The organism is Streptomyces sp. NPDC052043, from assembly GCF_044548235.1.
In the GTDB taxonomy this organism is placed as follows: Bacteria; Actinomycetota; Actinomycetes; order Streptomycetales; family Streptomycetaceae; genus Streptomyces.
On record NZ_JBIUBT010000004.1, the window covers coordinates 467153 to 486544 of the forward strand.

Here is a 19392-nt window from a genome sequence, read left to right on the forward strand (position 1 = left end):
TTCGGGTGTTGCGACCTCGTGTGATTGACCGCATCTTGCCATTCGGGCTGCGCCATTCAGGGGAGTCGCCATGTCAAAATCGGATAACGGGTGACCCCCGAACAGCGTGAAGCGGCTCCGGCGAAGCCGGACCATCTGCGGGAATGCCTTCTTGCGGCCGGAAAACCTTCGGCTCGTCTCAGGATGCGGTCCGGCGGGGCATCGTGTTTGAGTGCAGTTGCGACTGTGTCGGGCACTCGGCGACGAGTTGTCCCCATATTGGGCCAAAATTTGGGCCAAGTGCCGCGTCCCCGTCATGTGACCTTGACGTTATGGACTCGTCGTTGACGCCGATCGTCCGGTAAGAAGGTTCTTCACACCCCTCATCCGGGGCTCGGAGCGCGTGTGCGGCGCGCCCGTCGCGCAGGTGGCCGAAGGCATCACTCACGGTCCGTGCGCGGTCCCGCCCGCTCTTCACCAGGAGCGGCAACCCTCAAACCATGAACACTTAAGGGGTAAAACGAAGTGGCAGCGGAGATCGTCAATCCTCGCAGCGACAGCAGTACGGATCAGGACGGCGGAGCTGAGCCGCTCGACTCCTTCGATCCGGCCTTCGCGCTGCACCGCGGCGGCAAGATGGCCGTGCAGGCCACTGTGCCCGTCCGCGACAAGGACGACCTGTCCCTGGCGTACACGCCCGGCGTCGCGCGCGTGTGCTCGGCCATCGCGGAGCAGCCGGAACTGGTCCACGACTACACGTGGAAGTCGTCCGTGGTCGCCGTCGTGACCGACGGCACCGCAGTGCTGGGGCTCGGTGACATCGGCCCCGAAGCCTCCCTCCCGGTGATGGAGGGCAAGGCGATCCTGTTCAAGCAGTTCGGTGGCGTGGACGCGGTGCCGATCGCGCTGGACTGCACCGGCGTCGACGAGATCATCGAGACCGTGGTGCGCCTCGCGCCGTCCTTCGGCGGGGTCAACCTGGAGGACATCTCGGCCCCCCGGTGCTTCGAGATCGAGCGCAGGCTCCAGGAGCGTCTGGACATCCCGGTCTTCCACGACGACCAGCACGGCACGGCGGTCGTGACCCTCGCGGCACTGCGCAACGCGGCGCGGCTGAGCGGGCGGGCGATCGGGGATCTGCGGGCCGTCATCTCCGGCGCGGGCGCGGCCGGAGTGGCCATCGCCAAGATGCTGGTCGGGGCCGGTATCGGCGATGTCGCGGTCGCGGACCGCAAGGGCGTGGTGTCGGCCGACCGCACGGACCTGACGCAGGTCAAGCGCGAACTGGCCGAGTTCACCAACAAGGCCGGCATCAGCGGTTCCCTGGAGGACGCGCTGGCCGGCGCCGACGTCTTCATCGGCGTCTCCGGGGGCACGGTGGCGGAGGAGGCCGTGGCGTCGATGGCCGAGGGCGCCTTCGTGTTCGCCATGGCCAACCCGAACCCCGAGGTGCACCCCGAGGTCGCGCACAAGTACGCGGCGGTCGTGGCGACCGGGCGCTCGGACTTCCCCAACCAGATCAACAACGTCCTGGCCTTCCCCGGCATCTTCGCGGGCGCGCTCCAGGTGCGGGCCTCCCGGATCACCGAGGGAATGAAGCTCGCGGCGGCCGACGCGCTGGCCGGGGTCGTCGGGGACGACCTCGCCGCGGACTACGTGATCCCCTCGCCGTTCGACGAGCGGGTGGCCCCGGCCGTGACCGCGGCGGTGGCCGCCGCGGCCCGCGCCGAGGGCGTGGCGCGTCGCTGAGCCGACCCCCGAACGGCCCCGTCCACCAAGGACGGGGCCGTTCGTCCTGTCCCGCGTCTTTCGCGTCCTCCCGCCCCGCAAGAGGGTGAGTGTCACAGAGGCGCGTGGTTCCGCCGGCCGGGGCGCACCCCTATGGTCAAGGTCATGTTCGCTGTCTACGCCGCCCGAATCGACCGCGACCAGCCGCTGAGCGGCCTGGAGACGGGGGAGCGCCCCGCCCCCGAGGCCCGTCCCGGCTGGAGCACGGTCGACGTCAGGGCCGCCTCACTGAACCACCACGACCTCTGGTCGCTGAGGGGGGTGGGCCTGTCCGAGGACAAGCTGCCCATGATCCTCGGCTGCGACGCCGCCGGCGTCGACGAGGACGGCAACGAGGTCGTCCTGCACTCCGTGATCGGACAGAGCGGGTACGGGGTACGGCCCGGGGAGCCCCGGTCCATCCTCACCGAGCGCTACCAGGGCACCTTCGCCGAGCAGGTGGCCGTGCCGACCTGGAACGTCCTGCCCAAGCCGAAGGAGCTCTCCTTCGAGGAGGCCGCCTGCCTGCCCACGGCGTGGCTCACGGCGTACCGCATGCTCTTCACCAACGCCGGAGTGCGTCCCGGCGACTCCGTCCTCGTCCAGGGCGCCGGCGGCGGTGTCGCCACGGCCGCGATCGTGCTCGGCAGGGCGGCCGGGCTGCGGATGTTCGCCACCAGCCGGGACGAGGCCAAGCGCAGGCGTGCGGTGGAGCTCGGCGCGGTGGAGGCGCTGGAGCCGGGGGCACGGCTGCCGCAGCGGGTGGACGCGGTGATCGAGACCGTCGGCGCGGCCACCTGGTCGCACTCGGTCAAGTCGCTGCGGCCCGGCGGCACGATCGTCATCTCCGGGGCCACGAGCGGCGACCGGCCGTCCCACGCCGAGCTGACGCGCATCTTCTTCCTGGAGCTGAAGGTCGTCGGCTCGACCATGGGCACCAAGGACGAACTGGAGGACCTGCTGTCCTTCTGCGCCGCCACCGGGGTCCGTCCCGTCATCGACGAGGTGCTGCCGCTCGACCGGGCCCGCGAGGGCTTCCAACGGCTGGAGTCGGGCAGCCACTTCGGCAAGGTCGTGCTCACCACCTCCTGACTCCCGCCGCCCCGGCCTGTCAACTGTTGTTGACGTACGCTGCGTGTCAATGTAGGTTGACCGCATGACCGAAGCAACGGATCTCGCCGAGCGCGCGGGCGACCGCGATCCCCGGGTCGGGCTGCGGGCCGTGGCCGCGCTGCGACGGCTGCTCGAGCAGCTGGAGGCGGTACAGGTGCGCAGCGCGCGCAACCAGGGCTGGTCGTGGCAGGAGATCGCCGCCCAACTCGGCGTCAGCAGGCAGGCCGTGCACAAGAAGTACGGGAGGCAGTGATGTTCGAACGGTTCACGAAGGACGCCCGGGCCGTGGTGCGGGGCGCGGTGGAGTACGCCGACGACGCGGGAGCGCAGAGCGTGGACGCCGAGCACCTGCTGCTCGCCCTGCTCGACCGCGAGGGCAGCCGCGGGTCCTTCGCGCTGGCGGCGCTGGGGCTCGATGAGCACGGGGAGCCCGTGCGGCAGGCGCTGCACGACGCGCGGCGGCGCGCAGGCCTGTCCCGGGCCGAGGCCGACGCCCTCGCGGGCCTGGGCATCGACGTCTCGGAGATCGTCTCCCGGGTGGAGGAGGCTCACGGCGTCGGGGCGATGTCCGGCGACCGGCAGGGCAAGGGCTCCTGGCCCGGCCGCCGCGCCTTCGGCCGGAGTGCCAAGGAGACGCTCGAGAAGGCCCTGCGCACGGCGGTGGCCCACCGCGACCGACACATCGGCGACGAGCACATCCTCCTCGCCCTGACCGTCCGCCCCGGCGTGCCCGCCGAGGCCCTCGCCGACCACGGTGTGACCTACGAGTCGGTGACCCGCGTGCTGTACGGCGGCGGCGAGGCGCGGGCGGCAAGTTGAGGGACGGCCGCCCGAGGGGCCGACGGGCGGCGGCCGTCAGACCTTCGGGCGGTGCAGGAGCGAGGCGATGTGGGCCGCCGCCGTGGACAGATGGCGGCGGGCCTCACGGAGCTGGTCGGCGGAGACGCCGTGGTCCCGGGCCGAGTCGCGGATGTCGTCGCGGAAGCGGTCCAGGATGCGGTCCAGATCGCGGGCCGGGTCGCCGGTGAGGTCCTCGTGCGCCCAGGCCGGTTCGTAGCCGGCCGGGAGGTCCTCCGGGGTCGTGGAGTACTCGGGGGGCGTGGAGTGCTCGGGCCGGGGCGCGGTGCGGCCGAAGGCGTAGTCCTTGCCGAACTCGCCGAACTCCTTGGCCAGTTCGGTCAGGCCCTCGCGCACACCCGTGGGCCAGTCGCCCCGGTCGAAGTGGTCCTGCACCTGGTCCTGGATCCGCTTGGCGATGCGCTGCACCTCCTCCTGCGTCTGGGTCCGCGCCCGCTCCTGCGCCTCCTTGGCCTGCCGCTGGGCCCGCTGGGCCTCGTGGCGCGCCCTGCGGCTCTCCTCCTTCGCGCGCCGCGCCTGCTCCTTCCACTCCTGCTTGACGCGCCGCATCTCCTCCTTGGCGGCCTGCCAGGCCTCCTTGTCGTCGGCCTTGCCGTGCTCGCCCGGGGCTCCGGCGCCCTCCCGTGCCTGGGACGCCGCCGCCCGCATCTCGCGCCGCAGATCGCCCGCGGCGCCGCGCACGTCGGCGCGGATCTCCGAGGCGAGTTCGGCGACGGACTCGCGGATCTCCAGCTCCAGGTCGGCCAGTTCACCACTGCGGTCGGCCAGTTCGGCGCGGCCCGCGTCCGTGATCGCGTACACCTTGCGGCCGCCCTCGGTGGTGTGCGTGACCAGGCCCTCGGCCTCCAGCTTGGCCAGCCGCGGATACACGGTGCCCGCCGACGGGGCGTACAGGCCCTGGAAGCGCTCCTCCAGCAGCCGGATCACCTCGTAGCCGTGGCGCGGGGCCTCGTCGAGCAGCTTGAGCAGGTACAGGCGCAGGCGGCCGTGCGCGAAGACGGGAGCCATCTCAGAGCACCTTCCCGTTGTTCGAGCCCTCCGTGGTGCCGCCGAGGGAGTCCTCGGCCGGCGGGCGCCGCAGCAGCGCGATGGAGCCGGAGACGGTGGTCGCCTTCAGCCGGCCGTTGCCCGCGCCGAGGCGGCCGGTGATCCGCTTGGCGCCCCACTGGCCGCTGACCTTGAGGTCCTCGAAGGCGTTGGACACCGTCCCGCTCGCGGTGTTCGCGTCCACCTGCGCGTCCGCCGGGTGCGGGAGCCGGATGGCGATCTCGCCGGAGACGTTGGTCAGGCTGACGTCGGTGGGGCCGCCCGCCGGGTCGAGGTCGACGATCATCGACCCGCTCACCGAGTCCGCCCGCACCGAGGGACCGGCGCCGTCGACCACCGTCAGGTCGCCGGAGACCGAGTTGAACCGCAGGTCACCGGAGAGCGCCTGCGCCTCCACGTTCCCCGACACGGTGTCCGCGCGCACCGGGCCCGTGAGACCCACCAGGGTGGTGTCCCCGGAGACGCCCTTGACCTCGGCGCGTCCGTCGATCCCGGAGACCATCGCGCCGGCGCCGACCACTCCGAGCTCCACGCGGGCGCTCGCCGGAACGGCCACGGACACCACGGCGCTGCGCCGCCAGCCCTTGGGGTCCAGCCACTTGAGGAAGCCCTTCCAGGGCAGGTCCTCGTACGCCACCGTCAGCGTCCCGCCCTGCTGGGTGACCACCAGGGGTGGCCCCTCGATCTCGGAGACCTCCAGGCGGGCGGGACCCTCGTCGGCACCCACGACGTTCACCGTGCCGTGCACGATGCGGATGTTGAGCACGGTCACGGACTCGTCGAAGGTGAGCTTCCTGGGCTCACCGACGGACCACTCGGACATGGGGCAGACCTCCCGGACTGGACGCGACACGCCATATCGCGTCGTCTGTCAAACACGATATATCGCGCTCGCGGGAAGTCAAGGCACACGATCCGGTGACGCGCGGAATCGCCCCCGAAAACGCGAGTGGGCGCCCCTGAGGGGCGCCCCGCACCGAACGGCTGCCGATCCCTGCGCGGATCCCTGCGCGGACCCCTGCGCGGATCCCTATTCGTCGTCGTCCTCGTCGTCCAGCCGGGCCAGCCAGGTCGCCAGCCGCTCCACCGGCACCTCGAAGTCCGGATTCAGGTCGACGAAGGTCCGCAGCTGCTCGGCCAGCCACTCGAAGGTGACCTCCTCCTCGCCCCGCCGCTTCTCCAGCTCTTCGATGCCACGGTCTGTGAAGTACATGCCGTCAAGGATAGGTGGGCTGAAACGGCCGGGCCGCACCCCCGGTCAGGGGGTGCGGCCCGGTCAGGTACGACGCGCGGGAGCGGTTACGCCTCGAACACCTCGCGCACCAGCTGCTCCTGCTCCGCCTGGTGCCGCTTCGCGGAACCGACGGCCGGGGAGGAGCCGTGCGGGCGGGAGATGCGGCGCAGGCGCTCGCCGGCCGGGATGTCCGCGCCGACCGCGAGGTCCAGGTGGTCGATGAGGTTCAGGGCGATGAACGGCCACGCGCCCTGGTTCGCCGGCTCCTCCTGGGCCCACAGGTACTTCTCCGCGTTCGGGTACTTGGCGATCTCCGCCTGGAGCTCGGCACCCGGGAGCGGGTACAGGCGCTCGAGGCGAATGATCGCCGTGTCCGTCACGCCCCGCTTGCGGCGCTCGCCGTCGAGGTCGTAGTAGACCTTGCCCGCGGTGAAGACGACCTTCTTGACCGCCGCCGGGTCCACCGACGCGTCGCCGATGACCGGACGGAACTGGCCCGTGGTGAACTCCTCCGCCTTCGAGGCCGCGGCCTTCAGGCGCAGCATCGACTTCGGGGTGAAGACGACCAGCGGCTTGTGGTGCGGGTTGTGCACCTGCCACCGCAGGAGGTGGAAGTAGTTCGACGGCAGGGTCGGCATCGCGACCGTCATGTTGTTCTGCGCGCACAGCTGCAGGAACCGCTCCGGGCGGGCGGAGGAGTGGTCCGGGCCCTGGCCCTCGTAGCCGTGCGGCAGGAGCAGGGTGACGCCGGAGGTCTGGCCCCACTTCTGCTCGGCGGAGGAGATGAACTCGTCCACGACCGTCTGCGCGCCGTTGACGAAGTCGCCGAACTGGGCCTCCCACATCACCAGCGCGTCCGGGCGGGCCAGCGAGTAGCCGTACTCGAAGCCCATCGCGGCGTACTCGGACAGCAGGGAGTCGTAGACGTTGTACCGGGCCTGGTCCTCGGACAGGTACAGCAGCGGGGTGAAGTCCTCGCCCGTCTGACGGTCGATGATCACCGCGTGCCGCTGGCCGAAGGTGCCGCGGCGGGAGTCCTGGCCGGACAGCCGGACCGGGACGCCCTCCAGGAGCAGCGAGCCGATGGCCAGGGTCTCGCCCATGCCCCAGTCGATCGTGCCGTCCTCGACCATCGCCGCGCGGCGCTGGAGCTGCGGCAGCAGCCGCGGGTGGACGGTGATGTGGTCGGGGATGTTGACCTGGGACTCGGCGATGCGCTTGACGACCTCGGCGGAGACGGCCGTGGACACCGCGACCGGGAAGCCGTCCTGCGGAGCCTGGACGTCACCGGAGGCCGGCTGCGAGGTGGCCTCGCGGACCTCGGTGAAGACCTTCTCCAGCTGGCCCTGGTAGTCCTGGAGCGCCTGCTCGGCCTCTTCCAGGGTGATGTCGCCCCGGCCGATCAGCGACTCGGTGTAGAGCTTGCGCACCGAGCGCTTCTTGTCGATCAGGTCGTACATCAGCGGCTGGGTGAAGGCCGGGTTGTCCGACTCGTTGTGACCGCGGCGGCGGTAGCAGATGAGGTCGATCACCACGTCCTTGTTGAACGCCTGGCGGAACTCGAAGGCCAGCCGCGCCACGCGGACCACGGCCTCCGGGTCGTCGCCGTTCACGTGGAAGATCGGGGCCTCGATCATCCGCGCCACGTCGGTGGCGTACATGGACGAACGCGAGGACTCCGGGGCGGCGGTGAAGCCGACCTGGTTGTTGATGACGACGTGGACCGTGCCGCCGGTGCGGTAGCCGCGCAGCTGCGACATGTTCAGGGTCTCGGCCACCACGCCCTGGCCCGCGAAGGCCGCGTCGCCGTGGATCGCCACCGGCAGGACCGTGAAGTCCGTGCCGCCCTTGTTGATGATGTCCTGCTTGGCGCGGGAGACGCCCTCCAGGACCGGGTCCACCGCCTCCAGGTGGGAGGGGTTGGCCACCAGCGAGACGTTGATCTGCTCGCCGTCCAGGCCGGTGAAGGTGCCCTCGGCGCCCAGGTGGTACTTCACGTCGCCGGAGCCGTGCATCGACTTCGGGTCGAGGTTGCCCTCGAACTCGCGGAAGATCTGCGCGTACGACTTGCCGACGATGTTGGCCAGGACGTTGAGGCGGCCGCGGTGGGCCATGCCGATGACGACCTCGTCCAGGCGGGACTCGGCCGCCGAGTCGATGACCGCGTCGAGCAGCGGGATGACGGACTCGCCGCCCTCCAGGGAGAACCGCTTCTGGCCGACGTACTTGGTCTGCAGGAAGGTCTCGAAGGCCTCGGCCGCGTTCAGCCTGCGCAGGATGCGCAGCTGCTCCTCGCGCTCCGGCTTGGAGTGCGGGCGCTCCACACGGTCCTGGATCCACTTGCGCTGCCGGGGGTCCTGGATGTGCATGAACTCGATGCCGACCGTGCGGCAGTACGAGTCGCGCAGCACGCCGAGGATGTCGCGCAGCTTCATCAGCGTCTTGCCGGCGAAGCCGCCGACCGCGAAGTCGCGCTCCAGGTCCCACAGGGTGAGCCCGTGCTCGGTGATGTCCAGGTCGGGGTGCTTGCGCTGCTGGTACTCCAGCGGGTCGGTGTCGGCCATGACGTGGCCGCGGACCCGGTAGGAGTGGATCAGCTCGAAGACGCGGGCGGCCTTCGTGACGTCGTCGTCGTGCGAGGCGTCGATGTCCTTGAGCCAGCGGACCGGCTCGTAGGGGATGCGCAGCGACTTGAAGAGGTCGTCGTAGAAGTCGTGCTCGCCGAGCAGCAGGTTGGCGACGGCGCGCAGGAACTCGCCGGAGGCGGCGCCCTGGATCACCCGGTGGTCGTAGGTCGACGTGAGCGTCATGACCTTGGAGACGCCGAGCTTGTTCAGGGTGTCCTGGGAGGTGCCCTGGAACTCCGCCGGGTAGTCCATGGAGCCGACGCCCATGATCACCGACTGGCCGGGCATCAGCCGCGGCACGGAGTGGACCGTGCCGAGACCGCCGGGGTTGGTGAGGGAGACGGTGACGCCGGTGAAGTCGTCCATCGTCAGCTTGTTGTCGCGGGCGCGACGGACGATGTCCTCGTAGGCCTGCCAGAACTCGAAGAAGTTCAGCGTCTCGGCCTTCTTGATGGCCGCCACGACGAGCTGGCGGTCGCCGTTGGGCTTCACCAGGTCGATGGCCAGGCCGAGGTTGACGTGCTCCGGCTTGACCAGGGTGGGCTTGCCGTCCTTCTGGGCGAAGGACCAGTTCATCGACGGCATCTGCTTGATGGCCTGGACCATCGCGTAGCCGATGATGTGCGTGAAGGAGATCTTCCCGCCGCGGGCCCGCTTGAGGTGGTTGTTGATGACGATGCGGTTGTCGAACAGCAGCTTCACCGGGACGGCGCGCACGGACGTGGCCGTGGGCAGTTCCAGCGAGGCGTTCATGTTCTTCGCGACCGCGGCCGAGGGACCACGCAGCGTGACGAGCTCCGGACCCGCGGGTGCCGCGGCGGCGGGCTCGGCCGGGGCGGCGGCCCTCGCGGGCGCCGGAGCCGGAGCGGCCGGCTTCGCGGGCGCCGCGACCGGAGCCGGAGCGGCGGCCGGAGGCTGCACGGGAGCGGCGGCCGGCGCGGCGGCGGCCTGGGGCCGGGCCGGAGCGGCGGGCGCCGCCTGAGCCGCGGTGGTGGTCTCCGCGGCCCCCGCGGCCGCGGTACCCGCCGGAGCCTGCGGGGCGGCGGCCCCCGGCTTGTAGTCGGCGAAGAAGTCCCACCAGGCACGGTCTACGGAATTCGGGTCCTGGAGGTACTGCTGATAGATCTCGTCGACGAGCCACTCGTTGGCACCGAACGCAGCTGCGGGGTTCTTCCCGGCTTGGTCGGTGTCGGTCGAGATGCTCGAGTTACTGGGGGACTGTGGCGACACGGCGGCAACCGCCCTCTTCCGCTTCTTCACAAGAATGATGGACAGCGGGAATAAAGGCTACGCCCCTGAGAGGGGGAAGGTCAGGTCGGGCCACTCCTTCGTCATGTAAGTCACATCGAAACCCGGGTTTCGGGGCTTGAAATGGCGGGAAACAAGCGTAGTTCCGCTGTGTCAGGGAAGGGGGGACCCGGGCCCGACCCCCTGGGGATGCGGGCCCCGTCGGGATCACACGTGTCCGCCTGCGCGGATGCTCGTGATCTTGGGGATCGTGATCGACTTTACGTCAACTTGGCAAAGAAGGTGCGCCCGGAAGAGTGACGAGGATCCGGCAGCCCCGCTCGGATTCGGCCACACCGATCCGGCCGCCGTGCAGATCGACCGCCCAGCGGGCGATCGCCAGGCCGAGCCCGGTGCCGCCGTCGCTGCCCGGGCCGTGCGGCCGGTGCACCGCGCCCCGGTTGAAGCGCTCGAAGACGCGGTGCCACTCCGAGCGCGGGATGCCGGGCCCCTCGTCCAGGACCTCCAGCACCAGCGACTGCGGCTGCGGGCCGCGCCGCGCCTTCACCGTCACGCGCCCGTGCGGCGGGCTGTGCTTGACCGCGTTGTCGATCAGGTTGGCGACCACCTGGTGGATGCGCTCGGGGTCGGCGTGCGCGGTCAGCTCGGACGGAAAGACGTCCAGGTGCAGATGCACGTCCGTACGGGTGTGGCTGCCGGAGCCGGAGGCGATGCCGGCGCGGGCCGAGGCGACCATGTTGGCCTCCTTCAGCACGCCCGCCAGATAGGGCCACACCTCGAACCGGCGCTGCTTGAGCGGCACCACGCCGTTGTCCAGACGGGACAGGTCCAGCAGCGTCTCCACCAGCCGGCCGAGCCGCTCGGTCTGCTTCAGCGCCGTCCGCATGGTCTCGGGGTCGGCCTCGGTGACCCCGTCGACGATGTTCTCCAGCACCGCGCGCAGGCCCGCGATGGGCGTGCGCAGCTCGTGGGAGACGTTCGCCACCAGCTCCTTGCGCTGACGGTCCTCGGCCTCCAGGTCGTCGGCCATGCGGTTGATCGTCTGGGCCAGGTCGCCCAGCTCGTCCCGGCGGTTCTCGCGCACCCGGCGCGTGTAGTCGCCGTGCGAGATGGAGCGGGCCACCGTGTTCATCTCGTCCAGCGGCGCGGTGAGCGAGTGCGCCACGAACTGCGTGATGAGCAGCGTGGCGATCATCGAGAAGACCGTGATGAAGCGCAGCTCCGTCGCCGTGCGCACGGCGATCATCAGCAGGCCCGTGGTGATCAGCACCGATATGACGACCAGCGCGCCCAGCTTGGTCTTGATCGAGAACGGGCGGACGCCACCCCAGGGGTCGCCCTGGTCCCTCCGTGTGGCCGGCCCGTCGCTCACGGTGTCGGTGTCTCCAGCGCGTAGCCCACGCCGTGCACCGTGCGGATCCGCTCGGCGCCGATCTTCCGGCGCAGCGCCTTGATGTGGCTGTCCACGGTCCGGGTGCCGGAGGCGTCCGCCCAGTCCCACACCTCGGCCAGCAGCTGCTCGCGCGAGAGCACCGCGCGCGGGGTGTTCGCGAGGCACACCAGCAGATCGAACTCGGTCGGGGTGAGGTGGACGTCCTCGCCGCGCACGCGCACCCGGCGCTGGGCGTGGTCGATCTCCAGCTCGCCCAGGCGCAGGATGCCGCTGCGCGGGGTCGCCGCGGCCAGCGCGGCCCGCTCCATGCGGCGCAGCAGCACGTGCACGCGTGCGGCCAGCTCCCGCATCGAGAACGGCTTGGTCATGTAGTCGTCGGCGCCGACCCCGAGGCCGACCAGCATGTCGGTCTCGTCGTCGCGCGCGGTGAGCATCAGCACCGGCACCGGGCGCTGGGCCTGCACGCGGCGGCAGACCTCCAGGCCGTCGAAGCCGGGCAGCATGATGTCGAGGATCAGCAGGTCCGGCTGCCAGGCCTCGGCCGTGTCGACGGCGGCCGGGCCGTCGCCCGCGGTCTGCACGAGGAATCCCTCGGCGCGCAGGCGGGTGGCGATGGCATCCATGATGGTCTGGTCGTCCTCGACCACCAGGACCCGGCGCTGGGCGCCCGGGCTCGCCGTCGTGCCGTTGTGCGCGGTGTGTGTCTGCTCCATCGCCCGCCCCTGAGGTGTGCTTTCCGGAATCCGTGGGGTGATTCCTTGACTGCGCGTAGTTGCGATTGACGCGTGAATGATCGGCGCCAGGGAAGCAGCGTACGGGGACTCACCGCACCTTTGCTATCCAGGTCGGACTGCGAGGTGCACGACGTCCGGAACGCCCCGGGCAACGGGGACCTCTTCGGTGCGCACCTGTCGGAACCCGACATTCCGCAAGGTTCCTTCAAATTCCGCAGATGGCTTCGCGGACCACACCGCGAGCACCCCTCCCGGCTTCAACACCCTTGCGCAGCTTGCCAGTCCGACCGGTCCGTACAGCTCCTCGTTGTCCTCGGTGACCGTCCAGTCGGGGCCGTTGTCGATGTCCAGGCACAGCGCGTCGAACGTGTCGGATGTCTCATTGACGTAGGCGATCAGGTCTCTCTCGACGACCTCCGTGCGCGGGTCGGCCAGCGCGTCGCCGGTGAGTTCGGCGAGGGGGCCGCCGCGATGCCAGTCGATGATCGCGCGTTCGCGTTCGACAACGGTGACCCGTCCCCAGCGCTGGTCCGCCGCGGCGTGCGCGAGCGAGAAGCCGACGCCGAGGCCGCCGATCAGCACGCTCGGTGCCCGCCGCTTCGGCAGCGCGGCGAGCGCCGCGTCGACCAGGAGGCGCTCGGAGCGCCCGTCGGAGGTGTCCATCAGGAAGCAGCCGTTGGCGATGATCTGCAGCAGCGCCCCGTGCCGGCGCAGCACGACCTCGCCGTGGGGGCCCTCGCGGCGGTCCAGCACCTCAGGGGCGTCGTACGAGCCGGTCATGGGGCCATCCTGCCCCAACGGGCCTACAAGGCCACGTGAATTACGGGTGACACCCGTGTGCGAGCGCGTCGCGGGCGGCGGGGCAGCCGGGGGTGCCAGGGCCGCCGGTGCTGCTGAGGTGGCCGGGGTGGCCGGGGTGGCCGGGGTGGCCGCAAACTTAATAGGTTGCTGAGAATCGCCGCGTGGGTGGCGCCGGTCATGGACAGGGGCGCCCGGGACACGAAGTGTGGACCGCGACGGAAGGAGCGCCGCACCGTGGAACGGACCGCGACCACCGGCCCCTCGGGCCCGCCGCCACCCTCGGGCCCGCGCCTGCCCGTGGGCGACGCGGGCGACGCGGGCGCGGAGAGTGCGGAGAGTGCGGAGAGTGCGGTCCTCGGCGGGGGCGCGGACGCGGTCGTGAGCGGCACGCCGACGGAGGTGCCGCAGGTGCTGGACGGCCTGCCGCAGCAGCGGGCGTGGGCGCGCGGCGCCGTCCCGGGAGGCGCGCGCACGAAGCCCGTCCGTGCGGCACGACCCGCCGCTGGGCTGCGGGGGCTGTGCGATCCGCGGGGCCTGCGGCGTCTGTGGGCTCTGCGGGCTCTGCGTCCGTGGCGGTTGCTGCCCGGTCCCACCGGGACCCCGTTCACCTTCGGGTACGCGGCCCTGCTCGCCGCCACGTCGCTCGTCTCCCGGTACGCCGATCCCGCGGTGGTGGAGTCCCTGCACCAGAGCTCCAGCACGGACGTCGCCCACCTCCTGCGGGCGCCCCTGCTGGTGCTGCCGGCCAGCGCGCTGTGGATCGCGGGCGGCGTCGTGTCGTCGTACTCCCTCTGCTTCCTTTTGGTGCTGACCGCGCTGGAGCGCCGGATAGGAGGGCTGCGCACCGTCGGTGTCTTCCTGTTCGGGCACGTGCTGGCCACCCTCGCCACCGAGGTGCCCGTCGGGCTCGCCGTGCTCGCGGGCCGCCTGCCGGGCAGCTCGGCGCACCGCCTCGACTACGGCATCAGCTTCGGCGTCGCGGCCAGCCTCGGTGCCCTGGCCGGCCTGCTCACGCCCTGGCTGCGCTGGCCCCTGCTCGCCGTGTTCGTGGGCATGCTGGTCCAGGACCTGGCCGTGTTCGCCGACCCGATGACGAGTTGGGGCCATCTGATCGCGGTGGGACTCGGCGTGGCGACGTGGCCGGTGGTGCGCCGCTGGCGCCAGGCGCGGCTGGCGGCGGCTGCCGCGCCCCAGACCGTCTGAGTCGCCCCGGACGGCCGCTCGCCCTCCCTCTGTGTGCGCAGTGTGTGGAAGGCCGATCGCTCAGAGCGAACAGGCGTCGGGGAACAATCGATCCGCCCCGTGCATTGAGTCGGCATAACTCAACTTGACTGCCGAAGGGGAGATCATGGCTGCTGAGTCCACCGCGTTCACACCGCTCACCCTGCCCGTGCTGCCGCTCGACGACGAGGTCGTGCTGCCCGGGATGGTGGTTCCGCTGGATCTGAGCGACGCCGAGGTACGGGCCGCGGTGGAGGCCGCGCAGGCCGCCGCGCGGGACGAGCCGGGCAAGCCCAGGGTGCTGCTGGTGCCGCGGGTCGAGGGGACCTACGCCAGGACCGGTGTGCTGGGCACCATCGAGCAGGTGGGCCGGCTGGCCGACGGCGATCCGGGCGCGCTCATCCGCGGTCGCGGTCGGGTGCGGATCGGTGCCGGGACCACCGGGCCGGGCGCCGCACTGTGGGTCGAGGGGACCCGGATCGACGAGAGCGTGCCCGAGCCGGTGCCCGGCCAGGTCGCCGAACTGGTGAAGGAGTACAAGGCGCTCGCCACCGCCTGGCTGCGCAAGCGCGGCGCCTGGCAGGTGGTCGACCGGGTGCAGGCCATCGACGACGTCTCCGCGCTCGCCGACAACTCCGGCTACTCGCCCTTCCTGACCACCGAGCAGAAGGTCGAGCTGCTGGAGACCGCCGACCCGGTGGCCCGCCTCAGGCTCGCCACGCAGCGGCTGCGCGACCACCTCGCCGAGCAGGACGTGGCCGAGTCCATCGCCAAGGACGTCCAGGAGGGCGTCGACAAGCAGCAGCGCGAGTTCCTGCTGCGGCGCCAGCTGGAGGCCGTGCGCAAGGAGCTGCGCGAGCTGGGCGGCGAGAGCGAGGGCGAGGAGTCCGACGACTACCGCGCCCGTGTCGAGGCCGCCGACCTGCCGGAGAAGGTGCGGGAGGCCGCGCTCAAGGAGGTCGACAAGCTGGAACGCGCCTCCGACGCCTCGCCCGAGGGTTCCTGGATCCGCACCTGGCTCGACACGATCCTCGACCTGCCGTGGAACGAGCGAACCGATGACAGTGCTTCCGCCTACGACATCCAGGGCGCCAAGGCGGTCCTGGACGCCGAGCACGCGGGCCTGGAGGACGTGAAGGAGCGGATCACCGAGTACCTGGCGGTGCGCAAGCGGCGCGGCGACCGGGGCCTGGGCGTGATCGGCGGGCGGCGCGGCGGTGCCGTGCTCGCGCTCGTCGGGCCGCCCGGCGTGGGGAAGACCAGCCTCGGCGAGTCCGTCGCCCACGCGATGGGACGGAAGTTCGTGCGCGTCGCCCTCGGCGGCGTCCGCGACGAGGCCGAGATCCGCGGCCACCGGCGTACCTACGTCGGCGCGCTGCCCGGGCGGATCGTGCGCGCCGTCAAGGAGGCCGGGTCGATGAACCCGGTGATCCTGCTGGACGAGATCGACAAGGTGGGCTCCGACTTTCGCGGCGATCCGGCCGCGGCCCTGCTCGAAGTCCTGGACCCGGCGCAGAACCACACCTTCCGGGACCACTACCTGGAGGTGGAGCTGGACCTTTCCGACGTCGTCTTCCTGGCCACGGCCAACGTCCTGGAGGCGATCCCGGAGGCGCTCGCCGACCGGATGGAGATCGTGCGCCTGGACGGCTACACCGAGGACGAGAAGGTCGTCATCGCCCGCGACCACCTGCTTCCGCGCCAGCTGGAGCGGGCCGGTCTGCACCCGGACGAGGTCACGATCGAGGAGGGCGCGCTGCGCAGACTCGCCGGCGAGTACACGCGCGAGGCGGGGGTGCGGACCCTGGAGCGGTCCATCGCGCGGCTGCTGCGCAAGATCGCGGCCCAGCACGAACTGGGGGAGCGGGAGCTGCCGTTCACCGTCACCGACGGTGAGCTGCGCGGGCTGATCGGCCGTCCGCACCACTTTCCGGAGTCCGCCCAGGACCCGGCCGAGCGCCGCACGTCCGTGCCGGGCGTGGCGACGGGGCTCGCGGTCACCGGGGCCGGCGGCGACGTCCTCTTCGTCGAGGCGTCCCTCGCGGACCCGGAGACGGGCGCGGCCGGGCTGACCCTGACCGGTCAGCTGGGCGACGTGATGAAGGAGTCCGCGCAGATCGCGCTGAGCTTCCTGCGCAGCCACGGTGCCGAGCTGGAGCTGCCCGTGGGCGATCTGAAGGACCGGGGCGTGCACATCCACTTCCCGGCGGGCGCGGTGCCGAAGGACGGTCCGAGCGCGGGCATCACGATGACCACCGCGCTCGCCTCGCTCCTGTCGGGCCGCCTGGTCCGCACGGACGTGGCGATGACCGGCGAGGTCTCGCTGACCGGCCGGGTGCTGCCGATCGGCGGCGTCAAGCAGAAGCTGCTCGCCGCCCATCGCGCGGGGGTGACGACGGTGGTCATCCCCAAGCGCAACGAGCCCGACCTGGACGACGTCCCGGCGGAGGTGCTGGACAAGCTCGAGGTCCACACCGTCGCCGACGTCCGCCAGGTCCTGGAACTGGCCCTCGCCCCCGCGACGAACGACACGTCACCGGAGGTTCCGGCCGCCGCGTGACCCGTCCGCCCGGACCGCCCCGGGCGGCGACCGTTCCCCCGCGGCCGCCCGGGCGGCGGGACTCCGGCGCTCCGGCCGCGCCCCGGGGCTCGCGGCCGTACGGCCGCCCGCACGCCTGGGGCTCGGGCGGCATCGCCCCCCCGGGCCTCAGGCCGAACCGCCGCGCCCTGGGACGCGGCGGTCCGTGTGTGTCCCCGGGATCAGGTGCTGGCCATCGGCGGGCACCTGATCCCGGCCGGGCAGTGTCGGGCTAGCCGTTGGCGAGTGCCTGTACCCGGTCCAGCGCGCCGTTGAACTTGTCGTGGTCGCCGACCGTCGGGCCGGACGACGTGTACTGCCACATGGTGTAGTAGCTCCAGCCGGCCGGCAGGGTGCCCGGGTCCGAGGCGTAACGGGCGATCCACAGCGGGTTGTTGGCGGCGAAGCCGCCGTAGTTGCCGGTGCACTCGGTCCACCAGCTCGTGGCCGTGTAGATCACGGCGTCCCGGCCCGTGCGCGCCTTGTAGGTGTTCAGGAAGTCGGCGATCCAGTTGACCATCGCGCTCGCCGACAGGCCGTAGCAGGAGGCCCCGTACGGGTTCCACTCGATGTCGAGGGCGCCCGGCAGGGTCTTGCCGTCACGGGACCAGCCGCCGCCGTGGTCGACGAAGTAGTTGGCCTGGACGGCCCCGCTGGTGGTGTCCGGGGTCGCGAAGTGGTACCCGCCGCGGATCATGCCGACGTTGTACGAGCCGTTGTACTGCTGGGCGAAGTAGGGGTTCGTGTAGTACGTCCCCTCGGTGGCCTTCGTGTACGCCCACTTGACGCCGCTGCTCCACAGCGTGGACCAGGCGACGTTGCCCTGGTAGCTGGCCACGTCGACGCCCTCGGTCTGGGTGGCGTCCGCACCGGCCGGCGTGCCGCCCTGGCCGTCGTGCTCCACGATGCCCATGCCCATGTACGCGGAGCCGCGCGCGGGCACGGTGGCCGCGGCGGAGGGGAGGGTGAAGAGCAGGGAGAACGCGGTGAGCATGATTCCGGCGACGCTGAACCGCCGTAAACGGGCCGTTCCGGATCTGTGCACGGACATGGCATGCCTCCGAAGCTCGATGGTGCTCGGTGGGGGGATACGGGTATGTCCTGATCATGGGCATATCCCGGTCGCGCTGACGAGCAGCCACGCCGACCCGCGACCCGCGGGCGACAGCAGTGGCGTGAGCATGGCAGTAAGTGCCCGATAAAGAAGCTACGCACGTAGACCGGGGCCTGGGAAGGGGGCCCGGAGTCTGCCGATGGTCTACGCCTGCGAAATACTGACGGAGCTGCGGTGATGGCGCCGGCGGGCGGAAACTTTCAGGAACGGGAAACCTTCAGGCAGGGGCTGACGTGCACGAAGACGTGAACAGCGGCGGACGTGAGGTCGTGTCCGCCGTGTCGCCGGGTGGTGCGGACCGGGAGTTCCTGTCCCTCGAACGGGAACTGACGGTGCTGATGCGGCGCGCGCGGGCCAACCAGGGTGAGATGGCCCGCGAGGTCCACCCGCACCTGGAGCCCGCCGCCTACGGGCTGCTGGTCCGCCTGGAGGAGTGCGGCCGCCAGCGCGCCACGGATCTGGCCGGGTACATCGGCGTCGGCAAGGCGACCATGTCACGTCAGCTGCACGCCCTGGAGGAACTCGGCCTCGTCGCCCGGGAACCGGACCCCGCCGACGGACGGGCCTGGCTGGTGGCCCTCACCGACGACGGCCGCCGCCGGGTCGGCCAGGTGCGCGAGGCCCGCCGCGCCCGCTACGTCAGCCGGCTCGCCCACTGGGACCGCCGCGAGGTCGCCGAACTGGCCCGGTTGCTGCACGAGTTGAACGAGGTCACGGAGAAGTAGGAGAAGGAGTCCCCTGCCGGCCCGTCGACGCGTCGGCGTCGACCCGTCGGCCGGCCGCTCACGGCTCCACGAAGACCACCGTCGCGTCGTCGTGCGTCTTGCTGCGCCGCAGATACGTCCGCTCCTCCTGGTCGGCCGTCTCCAGGGCCCGCACCCGGCCCACGAGCGCGCCCGCCCCCTCCTCGCGTACGAGACCGAGGCACCGCTCCCAGTCACCCGCGTGGAACTTCTCCACCCAGCGTGCCGCCCCGTCCGTCAGCGCGGCCAGCGCCCGGACCTCACCGCGCGGCACGCTGCCCGTCACGGCCCGGCCGGCCACCGAGGGATCCGCCGCCGCGGTGAAGAAGCCGCCCTCCTTGTTGCGCACGACGGCGTCGATGAGCGCGTCCGTGGCGAGCGAGGCCCGGGGCAGGCGGGCCAGCCGGTCGTCCAGGACCGGGGTGACCGAACCGTCGGGCGACTCCAGCAGCAGGACGGAGTCGGACAGCACCAGGTACTCGACCGCCTCCGATGACCAGCGGGCCAGAACGACGGTTGCCTGAGGTGTGCGCGGGTGAGAAAGGTCACAGGTCGGAGCATGTGCCTCGCGGGTACGGAGGATTGCGCGCGAAAGAATCTCCGACAGTGTCAGATCTGGGCAGGAAACCGTCAGTTCGGTCAGCGCACCGCCCAGCCGGGCGCTGAACCAGGACACCGCATGCGAACACCCCGTGCCGGTCCGCGGCGGTGTCACCCCGTCGAGGACGACCAGGCAACCACCCTGTCCAGAAGCGGGTAGTCCGACACTCGCGAAGTCCTCGTTGGGGCAGTCGGGACGGCCGGGCTCCGAAACAACCTCAGTGCGCATCCGGCCAGTCTGCACGAGCCCTTCACAGCGTCTGCGAAAGGGGGGCGGCCATCCGGGAATCGACGAGGCGGCGCAGGTCAGCCGCCTGTTTTGGGTTGAATTGGAT

The 19392-nt window shown here is 71.3% G+C and carries 16 protein-coding genes; 7 read left to right on the forward strand and 9 right to left on the reverse strand.

Annotated elements, in window-relative coordinates:
- Positions 1 to 504: 504 nt before the first annotated feature.
- From ACIHCX_RS13370 to ACIHCX_RS13385, 4 genes are all read left to right on the forward strand, one after another.
- Entirely contained in the window at positions 505 to 1728 is a 1224-nt protein-coding gene (locus tag ACIHCX_RS13370) for an NADP-dependent malic enzyme (protein WP_400029064.1), read from the forward strand.
- A 144-nt stretch (positions 1729 to 1872) separates the two neighbouring features.
- Complete coding sequence (locus ACIHCX_RS13375; RefSeq protein ID WP_400029065.1) at positions 1873 to 2838, forward strand: zinc-binding dehydrogenase; 966 nt, start codon at positions 1873 to 1875, stop codon at positions 2836 to 2838.
- A gap of 64 nt (positions 2839 to 2902) precedes the next feature.
- The gene (locus ACIHCX_RS13380) at positions 2903 to 3112 is read left to right on the forward strand and encodes a helix-turn-helix domain-containing protein (protein WP_400029066.1); all 210 of its coding nucleotides are present in this window, start codon (positions 2903 to 2905) and stop codon (positions 3110 to 3112) included.
- The gene (locus ACIHCX_RS13385) at positions 3112 to 3678 is read left to right on the forward strand and encodes a Clp protease N-terminal domain-containing protein (protein ID WP_400029067.1); all 567 of its coding nucleotides are present in this window, start codon (positions 3112 to 3114) and stop codon (positions 3676 to 3678) included. Before ACIHCX_RS13380 ends, ACIHCX_RS13385 begins: the two co-directional genes overlap by 1 nt.
- A gap of 36 nt (positions 3679 to 3714) precedes the next feature.
- On the opposite strand, the gene ACIHCX_RS13390 is transcribed toward ACIHCX_RS13385, so the two are convergent.
- The 7 genes from ACIHCX_RS13390 to ACIHCX_RS13420 all read right to left on the reverse strand — a co-directional run bounded on the left by ACIHCX_RS13390 (position 3715) and on the right by ACIHCX_RS13420 (position 12780).
- Positions 3715 to 4725, reverse strand: coding sequence for a helix-turn-helix transcriptional regulator (locus ACIHCX_RS13390; protein ID WP_400029068.1), 1011 nt, complete (start codon positions 4723 to 4725; stop codon positions 3715 to 3717).
- A gap of 1 nt (position 4726) precedes the next feature.
- Positions 4727 to 5587, reverse strand: a complete 861-nt coding sequence (locus ACIHCX_RS13395; protein ID WP_400029069.1) for a DUF4097 family beta strand repeat-containing protein — start codon at positions 5585 to 5587, stop codon at positions 4727 to 4729.
- A gap of 207 nt (positions 5588 to 5794) precedes the next feature.
- A complete protein-coding gene (locus ACIHCX_RS13400) occupies positions 5795 to 5977 on the reverse strand; it encodes a DUF6104 family protein (protein WP_019075209.1) in 183 nt (60 codons plus the stop codon).
- An 86-nt stretch (positions 5978 to 6063) separates the two neighbouring features.
- Positions 6064 to 9855, reverse strand: a complete 3792-nt coding sequence (locus tag ACIHCX_RS13405) for a multifunctional oxoglutarate decarboxylase/oxoglutarate dehydrogenase thiamine pyrophosphate-binding subunit/dihydrolipoyllysine-residue succinyltransferase subunit (RefSeq protein ID WP_400029070.1) — start codon at positions 9853 to 9855, stop codon at positions 6064 to 6066.
- Between the two features lie 283 nt (positions 9856 to 10138).
- Positions 10139 to 11245, reverse strand: coding sequence for an ATP-binding protein (locus tag ACIHCX_RS13410; protein ID WP_400029071.1), 1107 nt, complete (start codon positions 11243 to 11245; stop codon positions 10139 to 10141).
- Positions 11242 to 11979, reverse strand: a complete 738-nt coding sequence (locus ACIHCX_RS13415) for a response regulator transcription factor (protein WP_400029072.1) — start codon at positions 11977 to 11979, stop codon at positions 11242 to 11244. The genes ACIHCX_RS13410 and ACIHCX_RS13415 overlap by 4 nt, the downstream gene beginning before the upstream one ends.
- A 123-nt stretch (positions 11980 to 12102) precedes the next feature.
- Positions 12103 to 12780 carry a spermidine synthase gene (locus ACIHCX_RS13420; RefSeq protein WP_400029073.1) on the reverse strand — a complete coding sequence of 226 codons (678 nt, stop codon included), beginning with the start codon at positions 12778 to 12780 and terminating at the stop codon, positions 12103 to 12105.
- A gap of 255 nt (positions 12781 to 13035) precedes the next feature.
- Here ACIHCX_RS13420 and ACIHCX_RS13425 point away from each other — a divergent pair, with 255 nt between their 5' ends.
- A complete protein-coding gene (locus tag ACIHCX_RS13425; protein WP_400029074.1) occupies positions 13036 to 14004 on the forward strand; it encodes a rhomboid-like protein in 969 nt (322 codons plus the stop codon).
- Between the two features lie 145 nt (positions 14005 to 14149).
- On the forward strand, positions 14150 to 16582 hold the full coding sequence (gene lon / locus ACIHCX_RS13430; RefSeq protein WP_400029075.1) for an endopeptidase La: 2433 nt from the start codon (positions 14150 to 14152) through the stop codon (positions 16580 to 16582).
- 250 nt (positions 16583 to 16832) lie between these two features.
- Here the strand turns inward: lon and ACIHCX_RS13435 are convergent, their stop codons facing one another.
- The gene (locus ACIHCX_RS13435; protein WP_400029076.1) at positions 16833 to 17651 is read right to left on the reverse strand and encodes a lysozyme; all 819 of its coding nucleotides are present in this window, start codon (positions 17649 to 17651) and stop codon (positions 16833 to 16835) included.
- A gap of 296 nt (positions 17652 to 17947) precedes the next feature.
- Here ACIHCX_RS13435 and ACIHCX_RS13440 point away from each other — a divergent pair, with 296 nt between their 5' ends.
- The gene (locus tag ACIHCX_RS13440) at positions 17948 to 18439 is read left to right on the forward strand and encodes a MarR family winged helix-turn-helix transcriptional regulator (RefSeq protein ID WP_400029077.1); all 492 of its coding nucleotides are present in this window, start codon (positions 17948 to 17950) and stop codon (positions 18437 to 18439) included.
- A gap of 58 nt (positions 18440 to 18497) precedes the next feature.
- Here ACIHCX_RS13440 and ACIHCX_RS13445 read toward each other — a convergent pair whose 3' ends face one another.
- Positions 18498 to 19286, reverse strand: a complete 789-nt coding sequence (locus tag ACIHCX_RS13445) for a protein phosphatase 2C domain-containing protein (RefSeq protein ID WP_400029078.1) — start codon at positions 19284 to 19286, stop codon at positions 18498 to 18500.
- Between the last annotated feature and the right edge of the window lie 106 nt (positions 19287 to 19392).